The organism is Paenibacillus sp. 01T431, assembly GCF_056398625.1.
Genome location: NZ_JBFTPT010000014.1, coordinates 211,958 through 237,561, shown reverse-complemented (window position 1 = coordinate 237,561; position 25,604 = coordinate 211,958). Strand labels below are relative to the sequence as shown.

23 protein-coding genes are annotated in these 25,604 nt (G+C 43.3%); 16 read left to right on the top strand and 7 right to left on the bottom strand.

Features of this window, described 5'->3' with window-relative positions:
* Positions 1–57: 57 nt before the first annotated feature.
* The 3 genes from AC1DM9_RS24795 to AC1DM9_RS24785 all read left to right on the top strand — a co-directional run bounded on the left by AC1DM9_RS24795 (position 58) and on the right by AC1DM9_RS24785 (position 2,839).
* Positions 58–246, top strand: a complete 189-nt coding sequence (locus tag AC1DM9_RS24795; RefSeq protein WP_339209488.1) for a CsbD family protein — start codon at positions 58–60, stop codon at positions 244–246.
* A 285-nt stretch (positions 247–531) separates the two neighbouring features.
* A complete protein-coding gene (locus tag AC1DM9_RS24790; protein ID WP_477582738.1) occupies positions 532–1,248 on the top strand; it encodes an ABC transporter ATP-binding protein in 717 nt (238 codons plus the stop codon).
* Complete coding sequence (locus AC1DM9_RS24785) at positions 1,232–2,839, top strand: hypothetical protein (protein ID WP_477582736.1); 1,608 nt, start codon at positions 1,232–1,234, stop codon at positions 2,837–2,839. The genes AC1DM9_RS24790 and AC1DM9_RS24785 overlap by 17 nt, the downstream gene beginning before the upstream one ends.
* Positions 2,840–2,959: 120 nt before the next feature.
* Here AC1DM9_RS24785 and AC1DM9_RS24780 read toward each other — a convergent pair whose 3' ends face one another.
* Positions 2,960–3,163: a DUF378 domain-containing protein gene (locus tag AC1DM9_RS24780; RefSeq protein WP_339206614.1), complete on the bottom strand. Its 204-nt coding sequence runs from the start codon at positions 3,161–3,163 to the stop codon at positions 2,960–2,962.
* Between the two features lie 353 nt (positions 3,164–3,516).
* Between AC1DM9_RS24780 and AC1DM9_RS24775 the strand changes: the two genes are divergently transcribed.
* Complete coding sequence (locus tag AC1DM9_RS24775; protein ID WP_477582734.1) at positions 3,517–4,272, top strand: YheC/YheD family protein; 756 nt, start codon at positions 3,517–3,519, stop codon at positions 4,270–4,272.
* Positions 4,273–4,324: 52 nt separating this feature from the next.
* Here AC1DM9_RS24775 and AC1DM9_RS24770 read toward each other — a convergent pair whose 3' ends face one another.
* The 3 genes from AC1DM9_RS24770 to AC1DM9_RS24760 form a co-directional block, all read right to left on the bottom strand.
* Positions 4,325–5,437 carry a LysM peptidoglycan-binding domain-containing protein gene (locus tag AC1DM9_RS24770; protein ID WP_441878801.1) on the bottom strand — a complete coding sequence of 371 codons (1,113 nt, stop codon included), beginning with the start codon at positions 5,435–5,437 and terminating at the stop codon, positions 4,325–4,327.
* A 353-nt stretch (positions 5,438–5,790) separates the two neighbouring features.
* Positions 5,791–6,765 carry a hypothetical protein gene (locus AC1DM9_RS24765; protein WP_477582731.1) on the bottom strand — a complete coding sequence of 325 codons (975 nt, stop codon included), beginning with the start codon at positions 6,763–6,765 and terminating at the stop codon, positions 5,791–5,793.
* Positions 6,726–7,301 carry an RNA polymerase sigma factor gene (locus tag AC1DM9_RS24760; protein ID WP_477582783.1) on the bottom strand — a complete coding sequence of 192 codons (576 nt, stop codon included), beginning with the start codon at positions 7,299–7,301 and terminating at the stop codon, positions 6,726–6,728. The genes AC1DM9_RS24765 and AC1DM9_RS24760 overlap by 40 nt, the downstream gene beginning before the upstream one ends.
* Positions 7,302–7,658: 357 nt before the next feature.
* On the opposite strand from AC1DM9_RS24760, the gene AC1DM9_RS24755 reads away from it, so the two are divergent.
* The gene (locus AC1DM9_RS24755; RefSeq protein WP_477582729.1) at positions 7,659–8,627 is read left to right on the top strand and encodes an ABC transporter substrate-binding protein; all 969 of its coding nucleotides are present in this window, start codon (positions 7,659–7,661) and stop codon (positions 8,625–8,627) included.
* A gap of 239 nt (positions 8,628–8,866) precedes the next feature.
* Here the strand turns inward: AC1DM9_RS24755 and AC1DM9_RS24750 are convergent, their stop codons facing one another.
* Positions 8,867–10,450 carry a sensor histidine kinase gene (locus AC1DM9_RS24750; RefSeq protein WP_477582727.1) on the bottom strand — a complete coding sequence of 528 codons (1,584 nt, stop codon included), beginning with the start codon at positions 10,448–10,450 and terminating at the stop codon, positions 8,867–8,869.
* Between the two features lie 195 nt (positions 10,451–10,645).
* On the opposite strand from AC1DM9_RS24750, the gene AC1DM9_RS24745 reads away from it, so the two are divergent.
* From AC1DM9_RS24745 to AC1DM9_RS24725, 5 genes are all read left to right on the top strand, one after another.
* On the top strand, positions 10,646–11,713 hold the full coding sequence (locus AC1DM9_RS24745) for an HD-GYP domain-containing protein (protein ID WP_475446055.1): 1,068 nt from the start codon (positions 10,646–10,648) through the stop codon (positions 11,711–11,713).
* A 5-nt stretch (positions 11,714–11,718) separates the two neighbouring features.
* The gene (locus AC1DM9_RS24740; protein ID WP_477582781.1) at positions 11,719–12,249 is read left to right on the top strand and encodes a heme NO-binding domain-containing protein; all 531 of its coding nucleotides are present in this window, start codon (positions 11,719–11,721) and stop codon (positions 12,247–12,249) included.
* Between the two features lie 8 nt (positions 12,250–12,257).
* On the top strand, positions 12,258–13,967 hold the full coding sequence (locus AC1DM9_RS24735; protein WP_477582724.1) for a response regulator: 1,710 nt from the start codon (positions 12,258–12,260) through the stop codon (positions 13,965–13,967).
* Entirely contained in the window at positions 13,960–14,322 is a 363-nt protein-coding gene (locus AC1DM9_RS24730) for a response regulator (RefSeq protein ID WP_477582722.1), read from the top strand. The genes AC1DM9_RS24735 and AC1DM9_RS24730 overlap by 8 nt, the downstream gene beginning before the upstream one ends.
* A gap of 95 nt (positions 14,323–14,417) precedes the next feature.
* Positions 14,418–15,275, top strand: coding sequence for an imm11 family protein (locus AC1DM9_RS24725; RefSeq protein WP_477582720.1), 858 nt, complete (start codon positions 14,418–14,420; stop codon positions 15,273–15,275).
* Positions 15,276–15,869: 594 nt separating this feature from the next.
* Here AC1DM9_RS24725 and AC1DM9_RS24720 read toward each other — a convergent pair.
* A complete protein-coding gene (locus AC1DM9_RS24720) occupies positions 15,870–17,471 on the bottom strand; it encodes a response regulator transcription factor (RefSeq protein ID WP_477510209.1) in 1,602 nt (533 codons plus the stop codon).
* Positions 17,472–17,486: 15 nt separating this feature from the next.
* A complete protein-coding gene (locus tag AC1DM9_RS24715) occupies positions 17,487–19,214 on the bottom strand; it encodes a sensor histidine kinase (protein ID WP_477510210.1) in 1,728 nt (575 codons plus the stop codon).
* Positions 19,215–19,556: 342 nt separating this feature from the next.
* On the opposite strand from AC1DM9_RS24715, the gene AC1DM9_RS24710 reads away from it, so the two are divergent.
* The 6 genes from AC1DM9_RS24710 (at position 19,557) to AC1DM9_RS24685 (ending at position 25,589) form a co-directional block, all read left to right on the top strand.
* Positions 19,557–20,465, top strand: coding sequence for an ABC transporter permease (locus AC1DM9_RS24710; RefSeq protein ID WP_076268873.1), 909 nt, complete (start codon positions 19,557–19,559; stop codon positions 20,463–20,465).
* Positions 20,466–20,492: 27 nt separating this feature from the next.
* Positions 20,493–21,398: a carbohydrate ABC transporter permease gene (locus AC1DM9_RS24705; protein ID WP_430056181.1), complete on the top strand. Its 906-nt coding sequence runs from the start codon at positions 20,493–20,495 to the stop codon at positions 21,396–21,398.
* 44 nt (positions 21,399–21,442) lie between these two features.
* Positions 21,443–23,035, top strand: coding sequence for an extracellular solute-binding protein (locus AC1DM9_RS24700; protein ID WP_477582718.1), 1,593 nt, complete (start codon positions 21,443–21,445; stop codon positions 23,033–23,035).
* A gap of 24 nt (positions 23,036–23,059) precedes the next feature.
* Positions 23,060–23,812: a ThuA domain-containing protein gene (locus tag AC1DM9_RS24695; RefSeq protein WP_441878773.1), complete on the top strand. Its 753-nt coding sequence runs from the start codon at positions 23,060–23,062 to the stop codon at positions 23,810–23,812.
* Positions 23,809–24,858: a Gfo/Idh/MocA family protein gene (locus AC1DM9_RS24690; RefSeq protein WP_477582716.1), complete on the top strand. Its 1,050-nt coding sequence runs from the start codon at positions 23,809–23,811 to the stop codon at positions 24,856–24,858. Before AC1DM9_RS24695 ends, AC1DM9_RS24690 begins: the two co-directional genes overlap by 4 nt.
* Before the next feature lie 188 nt (positions 24,859–25,046).
* Positions 25,047–25,589 (top strand): GNAT family N-acetyltransferase, encoded by a 543-nt coding sequence (locus tag AC1DM9_RS24685; protein WP_477582714.1) that lies wholly within the window; start codon positions 25,047–25,049, stop codon positions 25,587–25,589.
* The last annotated feature ends 15 nt before the right edge of the window (positions 25,590–25,604 follow it).

Here is a 25,604-nt window from a genome sequence, read left to right as displayed (position 1 = left end):
CCTGTTTCAAAATCACCCCTTGGAGGTAAGAAGAAGCATACAATTATCGAGGAGATGATGAAGATGAATACAAACGGACTGAAAGATAAAGTGAAGGGTATTGCGAACCAAAGCAAAGGCGAAATGAAGGATAGCTACGGCAAAGCGACAGATAATAAGAAGCTGCAGGCGGAAGGCAAGTTGGATAAGCTGAAAGGTACTGCACAGGAGAAGCTTGGCGAACTGAAGGAAAAAATCAGCAAGTAGCGAATGGACGATAATGTATGCATCTGAGCCAATAGGTTTGCGGAAGGGCTGCCTAGCGGTGATCAGGTACCAATCATTATCAGCTGCTTATATATTTTGCAATGAGGAGCAGTCGGCTCTCCCGTCGAAGGGAGGCTGGCTGCTCTTTTTGTGCTTACTCCCTGCAAGTAATTCTATGTATTTACATATCATTTTCCTTCAGAAGCCTTACAATTCGAGACCTTTCGTTCTCATTATCGTACAAAATAGGAGATGAAAAATGTGGGATGAAGGGAGGAGCTGTAATTGCGTCTGATTATTGATGATATCGTCAAGCGATTTGAGGATAAACAAGTGCTCCAAGGAGCCGGATTTACTTTTGAGAAAGGAAAAATATATGGTCTGCTTGGCCGAAACGGTGCAGGCAAGACGACGCTATTCGACTGTCTGAGCGGAGAGAAGGACATGGATGGCGGGCAAGTGCTGTTGGAAGCGGATGGCCACACGAGGAAGCTAAGCGAGCAGGATGTCGGATATGTGTACTCGCTGCCGATTCTTCCCGAGTTTCTTACGGGCTATGAGTTCGTGAAGTTTTTTATGGATATTAACAAAGGCAAGCTGCAAATGGATAAGAGCATTGATTATTATTTTGACATGATGAGCATGACAATGGAGGATCGCCATCTGCTGATCAAAGGTTACTCACACGGCATGAAGAACAAGCTGCAAATGCTGCTATTTCTCATAACGAAACCGCCAATTATACTGCTCGATGAGCCGCTTACCTCCTTCGATGTTATTGTTGCTCTGGAGATGAAGAACATGCTGAGGGAGATGAAGAATGATCACATTCTGATTTTCTCTACGCATATATTGCAATTAGCTTCAGATCTATGCGATGAGCTGGTTGTTTTGAACAAAGGGAAGTTGTCTGCCGTACCGTCAGAGCTGCTGCATAGCGCGGAATTTGAGCAATCCGTCATTAACCTACTGAAGGATGAGGCCCATGCTGAGAACGCTTAATACGCTGCTCGCCATTCGAACCTCCATTACGGCAAACATGCTCATTTATTATATTCAGAAGCTGCCGCTGCTCGGCAAGCTGGTGCACAATAGCTTCTACGCCAATTTGGGGCTCAAGAAGGCCGTTTCTATAATAGCGCTCATCATTACCCAGCTGTGGGGATTCATGCTTCGATTCGCGTATTTGGGGATACTAATCTACTTGCCTATAGCCGAATTCGTTGTGGGATTATCTGAGGAAGAAAAGCACCAGCAGTTTGTACATATTTTTGCAATCATCAGTTTTGTTGTGGCAGCGATCAGCAGCGCGACTGTGCTCGAACCAAAGCGAGAGAAGTACGTAGCGGTGAAGCTGATGAGGTTGTCTGGAAAAAGATATATGCAGGCGTCACTTGCCTATCGTTATACAACCTTTTTGTTATATCTGCTGCCAGCCATGCTTTTGTTCGGATCACTCGCGGGAGTCTCCATATTGCAAGCGGTTTTGCTAACCATTATGGTCACAATGTGGCGAGTTCTTGCGGAGTATGCACATCTCAAGCTTTTTGAGAAAACGGGCATTGTACTGATTAAACAAACAGCTCTCGTATGGATGATTATTTTAATTGGTTATGCCGGCGCGTATTTGCCATTGCTGCTCGGCAAGGTTCCGTTTACAGGTACGTTTCTTCTGAGTCTGCCGGTTTGTATTGTCATTATAGCTGTAGGCTTGATTGCTGTCTTTCAGTTGGCCCGTTATACCGGTTATAGTGGAGTGGTTGATGCGGCAACTAAAAGGGATGACCCTCTGCTCGATCTGGGTCGTATGGTGACAGAGTCACAGAAGAAGAGCGTCAAATCAAAGGATAGCGATTATATCATAGACGTAAATGAGCAAGGCAAGTTAGACGGCAAAAAAGGTTATGCGTATTTGAACGCTATATTTTTTCTCCGGCATCGCAGCCTGATCAGCAGCCCGGTTAACAAACGATTAGTTATCGTTGGTGCTTTTGGCGTCGTGGGTGTTCTACTTACCTTCCTATTCCGAGAGCAGCTGCAGAGTCTAAAATGGAATGCGGGAATGGTATTTCCGTTCTTAGTTCTGATTATGTATTACATGTCCGTTGGAGAGAACATTTGCAAGGCCATGTTCTACAACTGTGATCTTAGCCTAATGCGTTATAGCTTCTATCGCGGCTCAGCTTTTGGTCATTTCCTCATTCGGCTAAAAAAAATGATGGGTTTGAACCTGAGTATTGCCGCTGCTTTTGGGGTGTCACTATCAGCGATTATCGCAGCAGCGGGCGGGGAGTGGCTAAACAGCGAACTGCTTATGCTTTGGATCTGTGTTATTTCGTTGGCCGTGTTTTTCACCATACATCATTTGTTTATGTATTATATTTTTCAACCGTATTCTACAGAGCTGAATGTGAAAAACCCGCTATATTATATAGTGAATATGGGGATATCAGCAGCTAGCGGGGCATGTATCTTTTTGCGAATTCCGATAGTGCCATTTACGGTGAGTATAGCTGCTTTGACGTTGATTTACTTCGCTGCTGCGCCAGTGCTTGTCCGCAGGTACGGGCCGAGAACGTTTCGAGTGAGATAAGAATGATAATGTTCTTGCTTGCAGAACGAATTTTTAAAAAAGTGCAAGTATCTCCTAGTAAACAACTACAGGCCATGCCTGGCTTAGCCAGGCGTGGCCTGTAGTTACTGCCGTTGTTTGTTAGTCCTCGCTTGTTACCTTTCCAAAAAGGGATAGAGCGTAAAGCGCAGCGACACCGACGACGATATATACAATTCGTGATCCAACCTCTTCTGTTCCCCCAAAAACCTCACTGACGACGTCATAATTGAACAAGCCCACGGATAACCAATTTAAGCCGCCTAGGATGATCAGAATAAGACTAATTACGTTAAGTGCCTTCATCAGAAATAACCTCCTTAATGGGGTTTCCTAACTTTTTTGCTGAAAAGCCTGATGGATGTGCGCTGATTCTTAGTTGTTTACTATAGGATTATGAGTATCAGCCGCATGATATGCCATACAAGCCTCATCCTTTAAACACATGTATCGCATTTTTTACAGTGCTTGACCAAGTGAGAACGGATAGATTTTCTTCGCATTTCTTCGCACTGCGATGAAGCTGAACGATCATATTAAATTATGGAATCATGCTCCCATTAAAGTGAGCTGCATAGATATCTATCACCGACTAGACAAGAGCACGATCAGACAATCATACCTCCTCATATGTTAAGGATAAGGAGGGAATGTACATTATGAACTACAAGAGTACCACGATTAAGAGCAAGTGGACAAAAACGAAATGGCTGCTTAAAAATGCAGATGTAAGAGCGTACGTTCCTAAGACGCTGCGCTTTAACCGAAGGAATCTTAGTATGATCCTTTCTCAATATCCAACTGTCTATTTCAAGCCGACCACTGGTTCAGGCGGCTTTAATATTATACGGATAAAGAAGCAGGGAAATGGTTATCAGATCCAACACAACTCCGAAAAAAATCACTGCTCCACGCTCGAGGCCCTTTATGGAAAATTGAAAAAGCATGCCAGGAAACGTTCTTATTTGCTGCAAAAAGGCATTCATCTTGCCACTGTGAATGGCAACTCTTTCGACATACGGGTCATGGTACAAAAGACAAACAACGGCATATGGAAGAGCAGTGCGCTCTTCACGAAAATAGGCAAGCGGGGGAAAGTTACAACAAACTATCACCAAGGCGGCCAGATCGGATATTTCAAGAATACACTTTCTCAAGCAGGGTTCAGTTATGCTAGAGTAAAAAGAAAGGAAGCAGAACTGAAGAGGCTTGGCAGATCAGTTGGACGTATATTTGATAGACATGGAAGTAGATTTCGCGAGCTGGGCCTCGATGTCGCCTTGGACAAAACCGGAAATGCCTGGATTCTAGAGGTAAATACGAGACCGCAGTTTTATCCGCTGAAGCATTTAAAGGACAAAAGCATGTATCGACGCATTACATCTTATGCCAAGCAATATGGAAGGAAGAAATAGACAAAAAAACGACGCCTCTCGCAAAAGAGGGCGTCGTTTTTCTTTTAGCTAATCATTTAGGGATTTTCAATACCGTGCCGGCTTTTACATTATCAATATCTACGATTTGATTGAAGTCGGCAATAAACATCGCGTATTTGTTAGAGCCATAATAGGTTTTGGAAATGCTGTAAAGCGTCTCACCGTTTTTAACGGTATGATCTACTGTCTCAAAACCTGGAGATACGCCCCATGAGTTATCATCTTCCTCTTTCTTATAATTTTTAAGAGAAGGAATGATGAGATTGCTGCCTGCTTTCAATCCGGCGTTTTTGTCAATTTTGTTTTCCTGCGCAATGTAACTTACATATTCCGCGGATTTATAAAACATTTTGGATATGCTGGAGAGGGTATCGCCAGCCTGTACCAAATAGGTTGCTGGCAGGGTGATTTTGGAATAATCCTTTGACCCTTGCGAGCTGCCGCCTGTTGATCCAGTGCCAGAGGATAATGCCGGAATAGTTAGCTTATCTCCAGCTTTCATATCATTAATAAACAAAATATGGTTATGCTCTGCAAGCAGTGCATAGTGGTCTTTCGATTGATAAAATTTCTCGGATATTGAGCTTAAGGTGTCGCCTTTTTGAACGATATAGGTAGTTGGAAGCTTTATCGTCTCATTGGAGGAGCCTGTTGTCTTGTCGCTGTCCTTCGGTTCTTGTACAGGTTTTTCCACCTTGTCAGGCTTTTCTGTCACAGCGGGCTTAGAAGTGTCAGGTGTTTTAACGGTCTCTTTGACCGGTGGATTTGGATTATTAGTCTCAACAGGTTTGGAACCCGTATTGGTATCCTGCTTTTCTTCAGTTGGTTCTTGTTTTTCTTCATCGTCTACAGATCCTGCGGGGATTAGCTCGTCTACAATCGTTTCAAGCCCGCCATTTTCATTTTTGCTTGAATTCGAGTTAGCGGTTTCATTATTGAGCGCTTGCTCATTTGATTGCTCTAGCTTATTAGCAACAGCGGATTGCAGGTTGAAATCAACCACACTCAAATATTTGCCGTACAGAACTCCGCAGACTCCAATGAGAATAATGATGATTGCCAAGTAGATGATGAGAGTCGTTTTTTTCAAAGATACAAAGCTGCCTTTTTGACGGTTATTGCTGCGTGTAATTTTCTGATTCAAGCACGTTTTCCCCTTTATTCTCAACTTGATTCTATTTTATCCGACATGTTCCAACATGTGGAATGGGACTAAACAGCCATTTCAACAGTATGCAAAATGCTCCGGATGCAGCTCGCATATACTACCAATTTGTGCATAGCGCCAAAAAATGAAGTATTTAATAGAACTTAGCTCAAAAAGACCAGTTTAAATGGCAATATACATACAACAATGGTTATTTTACACTATGCTTCTATACAAGATCTAAACATACGATTCAGTGGAATGAATAGAAAAAAAAGCCGCTCGCCATCCAGTGAATACTGGAGGGAGAACAGCTATTAAACTTGCTTTATTTGACCCTGTCTCTAGCCCTAGATCAAGCCTTTTACGACGAGCTTAAATTGCTCTTCTGTCAGATCTACATTGCCTGATGCTGTCACCTGATAATGTGTTTTTTGCGCTTCGTCATACCATATCGCTTGATAGCTTTGAAAGCCGTGTATACTGCCGCTTGCAAAAATGGTTTCTATGCCGTTTATAGCGACTGTTTCTTGTGTATATTCCGCGGAAAGAGCAACCTCCATGCCAATCATGTTTTTCATGGCTTGGATTCGAATGCTCATGTTGTTTTTCATGTATTCGAGCTCCGATATATTTGCTTTTGTCCAGTTTACCTCTTCGACGAATAAATCCTGATCCGGCTCCGCCGCAGCCCTTTGTTTGAACAACGCAAGCAATCTAGCGTATTCTTCAGCCAAGGAAGCGTCATGTTCATTCGGAGTGAGCGGCATGACGCTGCCGTATTTGAATGTGAACCCATCTGGCAAGTTAACGGGCTCCTTAATGACAGGAGCGGAAGTGCGATCGAGAAGCTCCTTAAAATCGTTGTAAGAAGTGTTCGTATTTGTGTTGTGGAGGTACAGTATAGCTAGAGACGAACGATCATTTCTAACGAAGTAGGCCAGCATTTGTCCTGGCTTAACTAATTCTAGTACGCGATCTCTATAAGTTGGAAGCGGAGAATTATTTTGATGCGTATAAGGTACGATTTTCGATTCTGACTCTAGCACAATGGATTTAATTTTGACATCTCCCGCACGATCACGAATTTGAATCAGCTCACTTGCAGCATATACGGATGCAGATGTTAGAAGCACAATGAATAGAATCGTGGCGTAGATCGGAAATCGCTTTACTGGGTTGTAGCTTCGGACCTTTATGCCTGATTGCGAAGCAGAAATATGGTTCATTACAGCATCTGATAAATTAATAGTATTGATCTGATGATCAAGTATGGAGTGCTGCCTTAAGTCTTTAAATTGATCGTCTGATTGTTCTCGTCCCATTTTAGCTCCTCCTGCCATTCCGCCATTTTTTTTCTAACCTTTTCTTTCATTCTGCTTACTCTTTTTTTGGCAGCCTCTGGTTTGCATCCCATAATCTCACCCAGCTCCTCAAAAGTTCGTTCTTCAAAAATGCGAAGAATGAGCATAGATCGATCCTCTGGAGATAACGCAGTCAGTGCATACATTAATTGCGGGCTGAATAATCGGTTGTCTATCGTTTGTTCTGGACTCTCTGCTTTCACTTCTGGAGTAAACAATCGAAGCAGCAGACGAAGCTGGTATTTTCGCTTACGCAATAGGTTTAAACAATGACGGTAGGCAATTTTGTACAACCATGAAGAGAAGCTGACCGTGTTCTTATATTGCATAATAGACTCGAACGCTTTTATAAAAATATCTTGGGCTGCATCTTCAGCATCCTGCTGATTTCCAAGTAACCGCAAGCAGTAGCGGTAGATGGCCTGCTGATACTTTTGTACGACCTCGACATAGTAACTCGAATCGCCTTTTTGCACCCGTACGATGAATTGCTCAATGGTCTGGTCTTCGATGAAATCTCCTCCCTTCGCGAATGGTGCTTTCTAATCTATATAACACTTGATAACAGTCAATCGGGACATTTAATATTCTCCACAATATATCGTACAGATGACTATGTGTATACATAAAAGGAAGGGAGTCCCAAATGTTAATAGGGTTATAAAACTGCGAGAAAATATACCCAATATATTTCATTGACGCATCTAATTAATAATGATAATCTTTATCAATGAAAGAGGCGGATGAGAACTTTTAGCCCAGTATTACTGGGAAAAAGTAAGCTTAGCTGCGTCCAAAAATATAGCTACACATTACTGGGGGATATCATCTTGAAGAAAAACGTATTCATATGCATGAGTATGCTTTTATTTGTATTAGCATTAGCGGCATGCGGGAAGGCAGAAACGAATCCACAAGCAACGTCAAACCTTGAGCAGAACGACGCGGCTTCACAGAATGAGAAGGCATCTAATGAAAGTACGACCGAAACGCGGGTTTATAAACATTTCTTTGGAGAAACGAAGATCCCGGTCAACCCGGAAAAAGTCGTTACACTCCAATATGCCAGCCATATGCTTAAGGTAGGTCTTAAACCAATCGGAGCTTCAAGCCATTTGCTTGAAACAACGGATGCGGACTTTAAAGGTATTGAGGACGTTGGAAGCGCAGATCAAATAAACTACGAGAAAATCGTGTCATTGCAGCCTGACTTGATTATTGCTGGTGACATTGAGAAGGACGTTTATGACAAGCTTACAAAAATAGCTCCAACGGTTGTTGTTCCATGGATGGATTACGATGTATTCGGCCACGTTGAGGTTATAGGAGATATTCTGAATCGTAAGCAGGAAGCAGCAGCATGGAAAACGGATTTCGATGAGAAAATGAAAACAGCAAAAGATGAAATTATCGGTAAAATTGGCGAGGGCAAAACTTTTGCTATTTATAGAGTGGACCCGAAACAATTTTATGTCTATGGCGTTCGCAATATGGGCTTTACGCTTTATAAAGCGCTTGGACTCACTCCGCCTGCTCTCGTTCATAAGGAAATAGAGAAGGATCCGAATTTGTGGGCAGTTCCGATCTCCTTGGAGGTGCTTCCGGATTACGACGCTGATTATGTGTTTCTGACCTTGCTTGAGGGAGAGGATACAACTAAGCGTTTGGACGAGATAAAGCAAAGCTCGTTGTGGAAAAATCTCACGGCTGTTAAAGATAATCATATTTACGATATTAGCATGGATACTTGGTTAGGCTACACGCCTCATGATATTGAAGTTCAAATAAAGGAAGCTGTTCAATTATTGACACAGGATAAGTAGAAGCAGCGAAGGAAAGTTAGAAAGGTTGAACTAGAAAGCTMATCATCAGGCTGGGACGGATGACTGTAGAAGGTCGGTATTACGAGCTGAGGCGGGCATTACTTATGTATGCATGCCTGACCAGCTATTTTCTAGAAAAAAGTATTCAAAAAGAAGCGCCGGAAAAGTCTCGTAAAGAGAACCCGGTGCTTTTTTTGTTTGAACTTTACATAAAGCCATTATTTGAGCTTTTACGAATTCTAGGCTCGCGAGATTGGAATCCAGCAAATGAAGATGCTTCCCACCCCGGGCTCGCTCTCAACGGAAATATGTCCGCCCATTATGGAACAGAATCGGCTGCTTATGGCAAGCCCAAGTCCAGTGCCGCCGTATTTGCGAGTGGTGGAAGCATCGGCTTGGGTGAACGGCTGAAATAATTTGTCCAGCTGCTCAGGGCTCATGCCGATGCCGGAATCTTTGATAAGAAAGCTAAAGCCTGGTTGTCCTTCCTTATCTTCTGCATAGACGTTAAATTGAATAGCTCCATTATGGGTGAATTTGCTAGCATTGCTAAGCAAATTTAATAGGATTTGGCGCAGCTTTGTAACATCAGCCATCATTTCACCTCGTACATAGTGAGTTTGCAGCTGGTTGCCATTACTTTCAATAAGCGGTTTTATGGTTGTCATGACATCTTGGATTAAATCATGAACCTGAAACATCTCTTCATGGATTTCCATCTTGCCTTCTTCAATTTTTGAAATGTCCAAAATATCGTTAATAAGGGAGAGCAGATGCCTTCCGCTTTTTCCGATTTTGCCTAAATCCTCTACAAACGTCTGCTCACCGAGCTCCTCTGCCTCCTCGATCAGCATCTCACTATAGCCAATGATGGCGTTCAGCGGTGTCCGAAGCTCATGGCTCATATTGGCAAGAAATTGGCTCTTGATTCGATTGGCTTTAATCGCTTCATCATGGGCCTGCTCGAGCTGCGCTGTCCGCTCCTTAACCATCTGCTCCAAGTGTTCGTTGAGCTGCCGCAATTCATGGTTTATTTTTAGAATCTCATCCGACTTATCTTGTATTTCAGAGTCTTTAACAGAGAATTTATTGGAAATATAGATACCGATAAGGGACATGCCTAATGTAAACAGCGTTCCTCCGGAAATGATATAAGCGAGCCATTGTTGATTCAGAATCATCCCAGATTCCGCACTGTGTAAATGGATATTGTCTATATCAAAATGCGCAGCCATCATGCCGATATAATGCATGCCAACGACTGCAGCGCCCATTAACAATCCACTACCCAGCTTCTTCCACATATGTCCGCGCTTGTTCTCACTGCCTTTACGAAAATAAAATGAAAGCCACAAGGCCGCAACTGAGGCCACAACAGCAATAATAATAGATAACGAGAAATAAATAGGATCGTAGGTGATCTCAATCATCATTGCTTCCATGCCGATGTAATGCATCGTTACTATACCGCTTGCCAGCAATATTCCCCCGCTCAGCAATTGAGGCAGTGAAAGCTGGTTTCTACCGACGATATGAAGGGCCAAAAAAGACGCTACTATAGCTACAATAACCGACAGAACAACGGTTGGCATATGATATGCAATGGGAACGGGCAGCGAAAAGGCGAGCATTCCAACAAAATGCATCGACCATATGCCCATACCCATAGCGCAAGCGCCAAATAGGAGCCATAACCATCGTTTTCTATTATGCGTAGTACTTATTCGTCCGACCAAATCAAGCACCGTATAAGAGGCAACGACCGCTACAAGATATGAAAAGATGACCAATACGATATCGTATGTTCCATGAGCATGATTCATTTGCTAACCAACTCCTACTCGGTTCATTATGGCAATGATTACATTTCGACAAAATATAAGAAATTCCCTTCCTTATCCTATTTTCGAAATCAAAAGCTTAGCAAGAACTCTCTCGATTAATGTCGAATGATGATCTATAATGATAGCAAGTATGGAAAGATTATCTAATAACCGAAGAACAAATGAGGATAAATTATGGATGAGCTATGGATGAAATCCGCAAAGTTTCTGATTGTAGATGATCAGGAATATAATATCAGTCTCCTAGAGCGTATATTGTCACGAGCGGGTTATACGAATTTGTTCACGACCACAGATGCAACGCAGCTAGAGACGCTATACCGGGCCAATCAGCCCGATATTATTTTGTTAGATTTACATATGCCTGTTATGGATGGATTGTCGGCGCTGCAGCATTTAAGGAAATGGAAGCAAGAAGGCGAATATTTGCCAGTACTTGTCTTAACAGCGGATGTGACACCTGAGGCCAGAACGCGGGTGCTGCATGAAGGCGCCAACGATTTTATTACAAAACCTTTTGATCGGATGGAAGTTGTCCTGCGCATTCAAAACTTTTTGAAGACAAGATATTACCATCTGAAGCTTCAAGAGCAAAACTACAATTTGGAGCAGCGGGTTCGCGAACGTACCAAAGAAATCGAACAGGCCAAAAATGAAATTTTGAACGTACTGGGGCGTACCGCGGAATATCGTGATGATGAGACGGGGCAGCATACGCAGCGAGTGGGTGATATGGCTGGAAGACTTGCAACTGATTTAGGGTTGTCGGCAGAGGAAGCAGCTCTTATTAGACGGGCAGCACCTTTGCATGATATCGGAAAAATCGGAATCTCAGACAGCATCCTGCTGAAGCCGGGAAGATTCTTGCCGGAGGAATTCGAAAAGATGAAGCTGCATACGGAAATTGGCGCCAGCATTTTGGAGGGAAGCCAGTTCCCAGTTCTGCAATTAGCCAAAAGCATCGCGCTGTCTCATCATGAGAAATGGAATGGGACAGGTTATCCGAATGGACTTAGCGGAGAAGATATTCCACTTGCCGGTAGAATTGTGGCGATCGCTGATTTCTACGATGCCCTGACGCATGAGCGACCGTACAAACGAGCATGGACACAAGAGGAAGCCATTGCTGAAATTAAGCTTCAGAGCGGAGTTCATTTTGATCCTAAGGTCGTAGAGGCTTTTTTGCGTGTGATAGAAAGCAGCAGTGAAGATGAGAGAGAACGAGAGGGTGTTCAGTTGTGAAAGGAATGGTGTTCACATCTTTTTTGGAAATGGTAGAAAATAAGTTTTCACTGAAGCTGGTAGACCAAATTATTGAAGCAGCGGAGCTGCCTTCAGGAGGAAGCTATACAACGGTTGGCACATATGACCATCATGAGATGATTAAATTGATCGTAGAGCTTAACGCTCGAACCCAGATCCCTGTGCCTGACCTCATTCGAACATTTGGCGAATATTTATTTGGCCAGCTGCTAGATATGCATCCTGACTTTATGGTGGAGAATAGCACCGTATTTGAGTTTTTGCAGAAGGTCGACAGCTATATCCATGTAGAAGTGCGCAAGCTTTATCCTGGAGCGGAGCTTCCAGCGTTTCAATATGACACTTCTATACCGGGTACTTTGATTATGATGTACAACTCCTCACGGCCGTTCGCTGATTTGGCTGAAGGACTTATTTTAGGCTGCGTGGCGCACTATGGAGAAGCAATAGATGTGAAAAGAATCGATTTGGCAGATGGAACGTCTGCCCGTTTTGAATTAACCCAAGTGGGGTGAACCATGCCATGAATGATATTGATGTAGTCCGCAGGCAGCTTGAGCGGGAGAAGAAGGCTCGCCAAGCAGCCGAGAAGATTGCCGAGGAAAAAACTCGTGAGATCTATTATGTTAACCAAGAGCTGAGGCAATTAAATGATCAGCTGGAGGAGCTTGTGAAAGAACGGACGCTTGAGTTGTCGAAAGCCCGCGATGAAGCAGTGGAAGCCAGTCAGATCAAAAGCCAATTTCTGGCGAGCATGAGCCATGAATTGCGGACTCCTCTGAACGCAATTATCGGTTATAGCGAAATGCTGAAGGAAGACATGGAAGAGATGGGCGAACCTGCTTTTGCCGAAGATCTTAACAAGATTAATAATGCCGGCAGGCATTTGCTCACACTCATAAACGATATACTCGACTTGTCCAAAATCGAAGCAGGCAAAATGGAATTATACTTGGAGCAATGTGATATTCCGAGCATTATTCATGACATTGTAACGACTGTGCATCCGCTAATGGAAGTGAATAAGAACCAGATCAAGGTAGAATGCACGGAAGGCTCGATCAAAACCGACATAACAAAGCTCCGTCAAATCCTATTTAATTTGCTCAGCAACGCAAGCAAGTTCACGAAGGATGGAACAGTAACGCTGCAAGTGGAATTTGAGAGTGAGGCGGGACTGCCTGGCATTGTATTCCGGGTACAAGATACTGGCATCGGGATGACTGCGGAGCAGATGGATCAAATTTTTCAAGCGTTTAAACAAGCGGATTCGTCGACAACGAAAAAATATGGCGGTACCGGCTTGGGGCTCGCCATTAGCCAAAGCCTATGCTATATGATGGGAGGCAACATAAACGCGAGCAGCATAGTAGGTGAAGGTACTACGTTCACTATCTGGCTTCCCCTGCTGGAGAATGCTGACTCTGAACAACTAAATGCCTTAATACATAGTGATGAAAGCTTTCCCATGGAAGGGGCTAGAACGATTCTCGTCATCGACGATGATCCAGCGATGCTTCGGCTAATGCAGTATTATTTGGGGAATGAGGAGTGGAACGTACAGCTCGCCCCATCAGGGCAAGAGGGTGTCCGCTTAGCGAAGACGTTGAAGCCAGCCGTCATTGCGCTTGATGTGCTCATGCCCGGAATGGACGGTTGGAACGTACTGGCAGCACTCAAGAATGATTCTGAGCTTGCGCATATTCCTGTTGTAATGATTTCCATGATGGACGAGCAGCATTTGGCTTATGCGCTTGGCGCGTCGGAATTTCTAACGAAGCCGATTTATCGGGAGCGATTGATCTCTACATTAGATAAGTATATACCTGAGCGCCAGTCGCACTCTGTGCTGGTCATTGAAGACGATGCGGTGACAAGTGACATGATGACAAAGCTGCTGAAGCGGGAAGGCTACCGCGTGACAAGGGCCGGCAATGGGCATCACGCACTGCAGCGCATGCAAGAGGAAGCGCCTCATTTAATTTTATTAGATCTTATGATGCCGGAAATGGATGGCTTTGAGTTTGTTGCGGCGATGCGTGAGCACGAGGAATGGAGACCGATCCCGGTTGTCGTTGTGACAGCAAAAAGTATAACGGAAGAAGATCGGCGGAGGCTTAATGGCTGTGTAGAGAACATCGTGCAAAAGGGACATCTGGATCGCAAGGCTCTCTTGCATGAAGTACGCCATTTGATTGCGCTCTCGCTTGCAGAGGGGGGAGAACATGTATAAAATTTTGTTGGTTGAAGACAACGAGATGAACCGGGATATGTTGTCGCGCCGCTTGATCCGCAAAGGTTATCAAGTGGTCATGGCATCCGATGGCCTGCAAGGGGTAGAGATGGCAAAGTCGGAGTCGCCTAATCTCATCTTGATGGATATGAGCTTGCCCGTCATTGACGGCTGGGACGCTACAAGGGAACTGAAGGCAGCTGAGGGGACCAATCATATTCCGATTATCGCCTTGACCGCCCATGCGATGGCAAGTGATCGGGATAAAGCCTTTGAAGCGGGATGCGATGATTTTGATACTAAGCCTATCGAATGGAATAGGCTGCTTGAGAAAATTCAGGTTTTCTTAACATGAGTATATCGGCCACTTTTATGATATAAAGCTCTCATTGGATGGTTTGAGCTGATGAGGGTTCGTGCGTGCAAATTATAATTGAGGAAGTGTACGTTATGAAAATATGGTGGCTTGATTATCATCCGGCATTTAACTCGGCAAGTTATGTGAATTACGATGACTACGCAAATATGAGGAAGCTATTTAAAGAGTGCAAATCAGTTGCAAGTAATTGGACGGCACTGCGTGTTTCCATTGAGGATAGGAATAAACCTTCTGATTTTATGTATAGAACTGGAGGCTCACTCATCGTTAGCGCCAGAGCCAAAGATTTAATCTTACAAATTCCGAATATTAATGTGGAGTTTTTACCCCTCATTTCAGATTCTGAGCTTTATGTCCTAAATGTACTTACCGCTTTAGATTGTGTTGACCCAGACCAGTCGCTAGAAAAAAGAATAGATGGATCAGGCAGATTAATAGGGTATGAACAATTTGCTTTCCGCCAAGAAGTAGTGGAAGGCCATGACATTTTTAGGGTGAGGTTACATGAAGGTGATCATATACTCGACGAGATCTATCTATCGGATAAACTTAAACAAATAATTGAGGAACAGTTATTTGGATTTCAGCTTATTGAGATATGGGATTCAAACTTCTCGTGGAAGCAAAAAGAGGAAAAGTATTCATCGATGTGCGAAGACGTGGACAAGTCTTTAGTTGAGACGTTCGATTTCAATAGAGCAATCAAATATATAAAAAGCAACAAGGGGAAACATGCTTATAGTGGAAATTGGTCACTAAAGGTTGACGAGAAAGATGAGATTTTATTAGGCGATTTATTATTAGATGGTACATATAGCTGGATGAATCCAATCTACTATCCACCAATCATTTTAGGGCTCGTATGGGGGATAAAAGAAAAGAGAAAATCATTAGTCAGTAGACTCAAAGATGGATTTTCTTTCAATTAACAGCCCCTACATAATGTAAACGGAATAAGATGATCAGACTTAAATCTATTATCTAGATCTATTTTTGCGAGTAAGACTCATTTGGCGAAAATAGATCTAGATTTTAGATTTTTTTTGTTGAAACGACTCATAAAGTGCTTTTATACGGGTGCTGAGCAAGCTTAAGTCTATTTTCTAGATCTATTTTCATTATGCATTTTCCTAAACTATTCCTTATCGTGTCTTTGCACGAAGATGAGTTTCGATTCAAGAATGGAGAAATGAAGATTGAAAAAATTCAGCTTAAGAATCTTACTTTGTATTGCAGGCTTGATCCCCTCTATATTATTAGTAAATATACTGTTCAAACTATACCCGTTTACAGGACTAGGAAGAATAATCGCAGTCCCAATGATTTTTTTGATTAATAGTGGCATTATCATAACAGTACTAACCGTAACAATAAAAGCTGAATTGAGTAAAAAAATAAAATTCTATATATGGTTAACGACTATAATCCTAACTTCATTTATTTGTTTATTACTTTATCCTCAAGAAATAGGACCTCAAGTTATGATTCAAATATGGAAGGATTTTATAAAATAATCGTCAGTGTCACTGTTTGAGACCATTTTGCATTTTCCTAAACTCATTAGGCGTACAGCCGATCTCCTGCTTGAACAGCTTGGTAAAATAAGAGTAGTTCGTGTATCCGGTTTTGCTGGCGATTGTATTAACCGATAACTGTGTGGTTTCGAGCAAATGCTTGGCGGCCTTGATGCGCACTTGAATAATATAATTCCCTAATGAAATGCCCGTTTCTTTCTTAAACAATCGAGCCAAATAATCAGGATTAAGATAGACGGTTTCCGCCAGGCTCGTTCTGGTCAGCTCATCTCCGCAATGGCTGTGAATATGCTGCTTGATTTCTTCTACGACGGACTTGGGCTGCTCCGTGAAATTTCGGTACTCTGTCGCCGTATTCACCAGATATTGAAGATAGTTCTCCATATCCTCTATGGAGTTCAACGATTGCATAAACATTTGGTCATTGGTTCTTCCCGTATACATTTTATGTGCTTGAATTTCTTTGCTCTTGAGATACGCATAAACAAGCTGAACGATATCCAGCCGAAACAAACTCAGCACAGAAGCATTCAGCATTTGCTTTTGGGTGATATTGTGCAAATATGAGCTCGTTTCCGCAAGGAAGGAGCTTGGATTATTTTGCTCCAGCAGCTGCTCCAAAAGCATTAAGTTAGGCGGTATATAAGAAGTTTCTTGCTGATTGAAATGCTCCAGCAAAAAGGTTTGATTTCGATATTTAATGATCTTCTCATTCATGCTAAGCAAATCCTTCATGACGTGATGGATGGCCTCCAGTTTTCCGGTGCTTGCTATATTGCAGCTTGCATCACATTTGAGAAATGTACTTGCTCTTTGAATGAAGGTAGCGCAAATGTTTTCAATGATTCCGCTGTCGGGAATGTCCTTCCATTTCAGTATCGCCATCCAATTGGACTCCTTGAACTCCAATATCGATTCGACTGTAAAACGTTTATTCTGGAACAGCTCATGCAGCACATTCATAAGCGCAAAATCAAATAGATCCTTGTCTTTTTTTTCTAGGCTTTCCTCGTGAGGAAATACATGAATAAGGACAGGCAGTACCAAGTCTGATAAAGCGTAAGGGAGATTCTGCTCTGCAATCAAATAGGAAATGTTGGAGGGGGTAGAATAGGTTGTTTTCCCCGTCACAAGCTTACGCCAAAAATGCTCCTGTACGTTTTTTTGATTTTTTTGCCAGTAGTAGCCTTCTTGAACCGCCTTGGCGACGCCCTGCTGTTCGTTAGCTTTGAAGATGGCTTTCTGAATAATTAGCGTCAGCTTGTCAAATTCAATTGGTTTTAGAAAATAATCAAAGCTCTGCAGCTCAATCGCTTTTTGCGCGTAGTTGAAATCAGCATAATTGGTCAGAAATATGGTCTGAATATTGTATTTCTCTTCACGAATCCAAGCAAGCAGCTCAAGCCCGCTGCCCTGCGGCATTTCGATGTCGCAAAGTAAAATGTGAATCGGATGCTGCTTGAGCAGCTCCTGCGCGTGGGCGATATTAAAAGCAGTATAGACATGATCAATCGATAATGCCTGCCAATCGACCTTTTTCTCTAGTGCGGTCACAACAAAATAGTCGTCATCTACAAGCAGTACATTCATTTGTTGTTACTCCTTTCACGGTGTATCCTGCGTAGGATGAGGAAGGTATATCGTCACGCAAGCCCCTCCAGCATCAATATTGGAAAAATGAATTTTAGCCTTGCGGTGATATAAGTACTCCAAACGTTGTACTGTGTTCATGATGCCGATGTGATTCCCGTCTGCTTGATCAAGCGGCTGTCCACTTTCAAGCCTTTCCAATATATCCGTGTCAAAACCAGGGCCGGTATCGGATATACGAATAACAGCAACCTCTTCCTCGGATTCCCTTTCCACATCAACATCCAGCCTAATTTGAACCTCCTGTACACGCGAAACAGCATATTTCACTGAATTTTCGATGAAGGTCTGAAGCACAAGCGGCGGAATTCTCATCTTGCCCGTGTCTTGGCCTTGATGAATATGATAGGAGAAGGCATCTCTGTAACGATGTTTTTGAATTTCCAAATAAATGCGAACATGATCAATCTCATCGTCCAGCTTCACGAAATCTTCCCCATTTTGAAAAATATAACGAAAATAGTTGGACGTTGAAATGGCCATGCTTTGAATTTCCTCGAACATTTGCATTTGAGCCATGCTGTGAATGTTGGTTAAGCAGTTCAAAAAAAAGTGAGGCTTGATCTGTAATTTCATATAATCGAGCTGAATCTTTTGTTTTTCAATTTCATGCTCATAAATATCGATTTTGAAAATTCGAATTTGCTCCAGCAGGTTTTTGAACAGTTTATTGGCATATTCCAGCTCAACGATTTTGTTCATCTTGAGATCGAGCGGTTTGCTGTCTTCATTAAACTGCGTCAGGCTGAATGAAAAGTTTTTGAGCGGTCTTAAAATCAGGATATTGAAATATACCATGATGCCGCATAGGGCACAAGCAACAATAGCAGCAAGGAGCATAATGAGCAGCTGGGCAATCATAATTTTCTCAAACGCGCCAAACTTGATGAACATTTTCACGCCAAAGGTTGCGTTTGCAAATGGTTTGCTGACGGTTGTTGTGGTCTGGATCATGCCTAGCAGCGTTTTCTTTTGCTCGTTGTTACGGACCTCAGTGCCCTTATCCCTCGACAGATTATTGATGACATTGCCGGTATGATCTATTAAGGATACAAACCCGTTGCCGCCAAGATCCATTTGCTGAAGCGGACCAATCAGTTCATCAGCCGAAATGAGACAAATCAGGTAGCTTTCATGAAATGGCACGATATTAATGATAAAATATTTCGCATTCAGCTGGATAAGCGACCAGTTGGAATAATAGGTTTCAAGCGAATTTTTATCTTGTACATAGGATGCGATTTGTTTTTTTAACGATAAATAATCGGGGTACAACACATTGGTTGGTGAGGAATTTAAAAAGTATTTTTGATCTTCTAAATAGATGAAGAAATTATACTTTTTCTCGTAATTTTTTTGGAGCTCGGAGAAACGCCTGTACAGTTCTGTATTTGCTTTAATAAATTCGTTATCGGTGGAGCGAAATTGCTTCATCTTTTTTACGTTTTCATCGTTTGCGAGCGTCCAGCCCATGTATTGATTAATATTGGAGAAATCAAGATTGATTTGATTAATGTACATATTCGCGGTGTTTTGCAAATACCGTGTCGTTTGCTGCTTGACCATGGAAATAGCGACGATACTAATAATGCAATCCAGTACTAATACAGAGACTAAAATCAAGAGCATCACTTTTACGTAGTGCCTAATCGGATAGGATTTGCCGGGTTTGCGTTTTGTCATAGGTCTCATTAGCTTCCTCTCTTTTCGGGCTTTCTGTCTGCTAGTAAAACCAATTATAATGCAAACGCAGTAGAATGAGAGGCGGGTCTAGCCCGTTTTCACATGAAAGTCCGAAAAAAACGCAAGAAAGTCTGGATAGTGTCAGTCTTTTTTTTATTTTTAGCATTCTGCTGCCAAACCATTAGATGAATGGGATGAAAAGTCCGAATAGCCATTTAGAATAGTCCGAATTGTTCTCAAAGCAGCCTCTATAATAAAGAGGCAAGAGAGAGTGTGACGAAACAACATGGACGCAGACGAATGAAGGATGGGGGAATTTCATTGAAGACCAGCCAATTAAACATGAATATGCAGCAAACGATTGGCCGGATAAGAAAGAATTGGGGCTTGTATGTTTTGCTGCTGCCAGCAGTTGTGCTGCTTCTGCTTTTTTCTTATAAGCCGATGTATGGGGTGCTGATTGCTTTTAAAGATTACAGTCCTGCTCTCGGAATTATGGACAGTCCTTGGGCAGGGTTCAAGTACTTTGAGAAGTTTTTCAACTCCTATCAATTTTCCAGCACAATTAAAAACACGTTGATTATTAGCTTCTATAGCATAGCTACTTTTCCAATACCGATTATGCTCGCGCTGATGATCAATCAAATGCGAGTGAACCGGTTTAAGCAAGTATTTCAGACGGTAACCTATATGCCGCATTTTATTTCTACCGTTGTAATGGTGGGTCTGATCCTCATTTTATCCTCACCGAGCACCGGGCTAATGGGCAATATCTTTCGCTTGTTTGGTGCTGAGGCTCCTAACTTGATGGGCTCAGCGGAATGGTTTACCAGCGTTTATGTATGGACGGATGTTTGGCAGCACGCTGGCTGGGACAGCATTATCTTCATTGCGGCGTTATCCGCTGTTGATCCAAGCCTTTATGAAGCAGCGAAGGTGGATGGGGCAAGCCGCTGGCAAAGAATACGTTTCATTGATATTCCGATGCTGCTCCCAACGGCCATCACATTGCTGATCCTTCGAATTGGCGGACTGCTAGGTGTCGGATTTGAAAAGGTTTATTTGATGCAAAATAATTTGAACATTTCCTCCAGCGAGGTTATTGCTACCTATGTATATAAAATCGGGATGCTGAGCAGCCAGTACAGCTTCTCCTCGGCGATCAATCTGTTTAATACGATCATTAGCTTTATATTACTGATTCTAGTTAATCAGGCAGCCAAAAAATACAGCGAAAACAGCCTGTGGTAACAGAAAGGAAGGATACGGATGAGCACAATGGAAACCGCAGCACAACCGGCTTTGCATAAACAAAAAAGGCGTTCCTTCGACGCCATGGAATGGTTGTTATATTTGTTTGCGATTGTGATGCTGATCCTAATCGTTTATCCGATTTATTTTATCGTCATCGCATCATTCAGTGATCCTGCCGCCGTCGCTAACGGTCAAATGTGGGTTTTGCCAAAAGGCTTTACGCTCGATGGCTATAAGGAATTATTGAATCATTCAAACATATGGATCGGCTACCGAAATACGCTCCTGTATACCGTAATAGGGACGATCATTAGCTTGGCGATCAATGTTTCGGCAGCTTATGCACTTTCCAGAAAAGATCTTGTAGGCCGCAAGAGCATCAATATATTTTTTATATTCACGATGTTTTTTAATGGCGGTCTCATTCCTACATTTTTGACGATCCGCGACTTTCATTTGTATGACACTTTTCTAGTTATGGTACTGCCATTCTCTGTTGCCGTGTTTAATATCATTGTGGCGCGTACGTTTTTCCAGTCGAGCATACCTGGCGATTTGTGGGAAGCCGCGCAGCTTGATGGCTGCGGCAACCTGAAGTATTATGTGCAAATCGTGCTGCCGCTGTCAAAAGCCATTTTGTCTGTTTTGGCTTTATGGACGGCGGTTGGCTACTGGAATTCCTATTTTAATGCACTCATTTACTTAAAGGATCAGGATTTGTATCCCTTGCAGCTTGTGCTTAGGAACATATTAATTACGAACCAAATGCAGTCAAGCATGGGAACAGGCGAAGCGGCGCTTATTGCCCTGCGACTAGCGAACCTAATGCGCTATTCCGTTATTATCGTCTCGACGCTTCCAATCATGTGTATGTATCCATTCGTTCAAAAGTATTTCAATCAGGGGGTGATGATTGGCGCTGTGAAGTAATTTAGCCATTTGCCATTCACAATAAGTACTAGGGGGAACTTCAAATGAAGAAAAAATTGTTCATTGCACTAGTTCTAAGCTTAAGCATGTTAATCAGTCTTATAGGCTGCGCTTCTGGCAAAACGGAGAAGGAACCTGCCCAAGCAGGCTCCGAATTCAGCTCAGAAGGGCTGCCGATCGTAACGGCGCCAATCACACTGGATGTGTTGACTGTGCGCTGGGGCAATATGGGAGATACATTCAAAAATAATAAATGGCTGCAGGACCTTGAAAAAGCAACGAACGTTAAAATAAACTGGCAGGTCATGTCCTCCAATGACTGGGCCGAGCAAAAATCGATCATGCTGGCGAGCGGCAAGCTTCCTGATATTATTTTTGGAGACAACGCCTTCTCGGATTCCGATATCGTCAACAACTTAAGCTATTTCCGCCCGCTCGATGACTATATCGACAAATATATGCCGAACTTGAAAGCGGCAATGGACGAAACGCCAGAGCTGAAGCAAATCAGCACATTCCCAGACGGCAAAATTTATTCTTTGCCTGCTAGGCTGCCATCACGTCCTCTCTCGACGATGCAGCCTGTAATCAATAAAGCGTGGCTCGATCGTCTCGGCCTTGAAGTCCCTAATAACATTGAAGATCTGTACAATGTGTTCAAAGCATTCAAAGAAAAAGACCCGAACCAAAACGGGAAAGCGGATGAAATTCCTTTTAGCGGCTCGGTAGATATTAGCATGGATTTTCTAAACCCATTTGGCATAACAGATTTGAACGGCAACAGCATGATGCTCAAGGACGGCGAGCCCGTTTTCTATCCGACTTCGAACGAATATAAAGAAGCGCTGAAATGGACGCATAAATTGTATTCAGAAGGGTTGATCGATCAGGAGCTGTTCACCCAGGACAATACCATGTCTTCTGCTAAACAGCAAAATCCAGATGCAGCTATGATCGGCTTCTCGAATCAATGGATACCGGATGCTGTCTTCGGAAAGTGGAAGGATGAATATGCAGCTATTCCGTCCATTGCTGGTCCAGATGGCAAACGTTATCAAACCGGCGATCCTGTTGGATTAAGCTTAAGACGCAATGAAATGCTGATTACGACATTCAGTGAAAATCCGGAAGTCGCTGCGCGCTGGGCGGATCAGTTCTACACAAATGAAGCAAGCATTCAAAATTTCTGGGGCGCAATCGGTACCGTTATTGATAAAAAAGGCGATGGCAGCTATGCGCTGATGAATCCTCCAGAAGGCACAAGCGCGGATGCTTGGTACTGGGATCAATCGGTCCGTGATTTTGGTCCAAAATATGTAAGCCCAAGCTTTGAGAAAAATATCGTTTTGGATGAAACGACAGGCGACGGGCTGAAGCTGGCAATCGACAAGCTCGTAAGTGAATATGTAACGACGCCATTCCCGAATGTTATGTACAACGTAGAAGAATTCAAAGAGCTTCCAACGCTTACTACGGATATTGACAGCTACGTCAAAACGAACCGTGCAAAATGGATTATAAAAGGAAACATCGATCAAGAGTGGGACGCGTATATTAAACAGCTGAACGGTATGGGACTTAAACGATTGGTTGAGATTCGCAGTGATGCCTACAAACGCTACACAAGTGTTAAGTAACTGTTGTAAAGGAGCTCGTACGTAATGGTGAGAGTAACGGTATGGAATGAAAATCGTCATGAGAAAAACAATCCGGTTGTAGGTGGCATTTATCCGAACGGCATTCATGGCGCTATTGCAGACTTCCTGACGAAAGCAGGCTTTGAAGTCGGAACAGCTACGCTCGATGAGCCGGAGCATGGACTAACGGAGCAGGTATTAAATCAGACGGATGTATTAATTTGGTGGGGGCATTTGGCGCATCATGAGGTCGAGGACAGTATCGTTGACAAGGTGTATCAGCGGGTGCTGAAAGGAATGGGGCTTATCGTTCTGCATTCAGGGCATGCTTCGAAAATTTTCAGCAAGCTGCTTGGCACACCGACAGGACAGCTGAAATGGCGCGAGGCGGATGAAAAGGAACGGATTTGGGTCATTGACCCGGCCCATCCAATTGCGTCAGGCCTTGGCGAATACATCGAGCTGCAGCAGGAAGAGATGTACGGTGAGCATTTTAATATTCCGACTCCAGACCAGCTGGTTTTTGTTTCTTGGTTTGAAGGCGGCGAAGTGTTCCGCAGCGGCGTTACTTACCACCGCGGACAAGGGAAGGTCTTTTACTTCCGTCCGGGGCATGAGACCTATCCGACCTATTACAATAAAGAAATCCAGAAGGTGATCGAGAACGGCGTGCGATGGGCAGTGCCAAGTCAAACGGCTGAGCCTGTTTATGGCAATGCAGCTCCGCTGGAGCCTATTAAATCCAAGCCTTACTCGAGAGAGGTAACCGAAATATGAGAAAATTTCGTATCGGCTTGATAGGTTTGGGCGGAATGGCTCAGGAGCATATTCGGTGGATGAAAGCGGAAGGCCGCTTTGAGATTATTGCGGTAAGCGATGTGTATGAAGAAGCGTTAGCCAAGGTGGGCGACCAGCTTGATGTTGCTGAGGGCAAGCGTTACTTGGACTATAACCATCTAATTGAGGATGCGGATGTGGATGCCGTAGTGTCCGTTACGCCGAACAACGTTCATGCTGACATTATTCGGGCTTGCCTGCAAGCACGGAAACCATTCATGGCGGAGAAGCCTTTTACCCGCATGTTTGAGGAAGCCGAGTCACTGCTTGAGTTGTATGAAAAGCAGCCCATTCCAGCAATGATGGCGTTCACCTACCGTTATACACCTGCATTCCGTTACGTACGGCAGCATGTGCGCGAGGGTAAAATCGGATCGGTTCGCAGCTTTAGTGTCCAATATTTGCAGGGATGGGGCGCAGCGCCAAATAATGTCCCTTATATCTGGCGTTTTAACAAAGATATTACCGGCACGGGGACGCTTGGCGATTTGGGCTCGCATATGATCGATATGGCACGGTTTCTATTTGGGGAATTCGAAGAGCTGTCGGCACAGCTGCATACCATTATTCCGCAGCGGCAAGATCCAGCGAGCGGCAACATGGTTACCATCGAGGTGGATGACTTTGCAAGCTTCCAGGCTCGTATGGAGGGCGGTATAATGGGCGTCTTCCAAACGACTCGCAATGCGATTGGATCGGGCAATCAGCACGAAGTATCCATATATGGAGATTTAGGCACGCTCCATGCTTCAACGCTAAATCCGAATGAGTTGATTTGGATTCGTGAGGAGGCTCCTGGTCAACTTGCGAGAGTGGTTGTCGAAGTTCCTGCAAGTTGTAAAGTGACGCAGTATGCTGATTTTACGGCATTGCTTGAAGGAAGCATTCCGGACGGCATTGCCGGCTTTATGGATGGCTACCGCAATCAAGAGATTTTAGATGCTATTATTAAGGCAAGTGAAATAAAAGCAACCGTACAGCTGTAAATTTAATTTGTTCCGGTTCAGTGAAGACGATTTTAGTCTTTGCTGAACCGTTTTTTTGTTTCTAGAAGAGGCTGCACCGAAAAAACGTGTAGATTAGTTACAATTAAACTGTACCTTGCTTGCAGCCGCATACTGGTATAAGTTTGAAATATAGCTTCTTTTGAAAATAAAGATTGAGAGTGGGATAGATGATGAAAATAGAAGTGAAACTGGCTGCTCCAGATGAAGCTTATATCATAAAAAATGTATATCCTCTTTATTTGCACGATCTATCTGGGCATTACGGACATATGCCGAACAGCCATGGTATTTTCGAGGATAATAACGATTGTAGAACATTAACGGAGCAATATGATGTTCAGAATATTTGGTGGGAAAAGCCTGACTGTTTGTACCCTTTCCTAATAAGGGTCGATGACATTCCTGCGGGCTTTATGCTTATTGCTACACCTCCTCATTGTGCAAAAGGGGTCAATTATTTTGTGAATGATTTCTTTCTATTGCAGCCATTCAGAGGGAAAGGTGTTGCACAAAAGGCCGCGACGCAAGTATTTGAGATGTTCAAAGGCCAGTGGGAGCTCTTTACAAACCCGATGGAGCAAAATATAACAGGGCAAAAATTTTGGAGAAAAACAGTATCAAGCTACACAAAGAACCATTTTGAAGAAGCGGTTGGCATGACATTTGACGGTCACAAAATAGTGTTTAGATTTAATAATGCGGACAGATGAGTTGGGGGAGGCAAA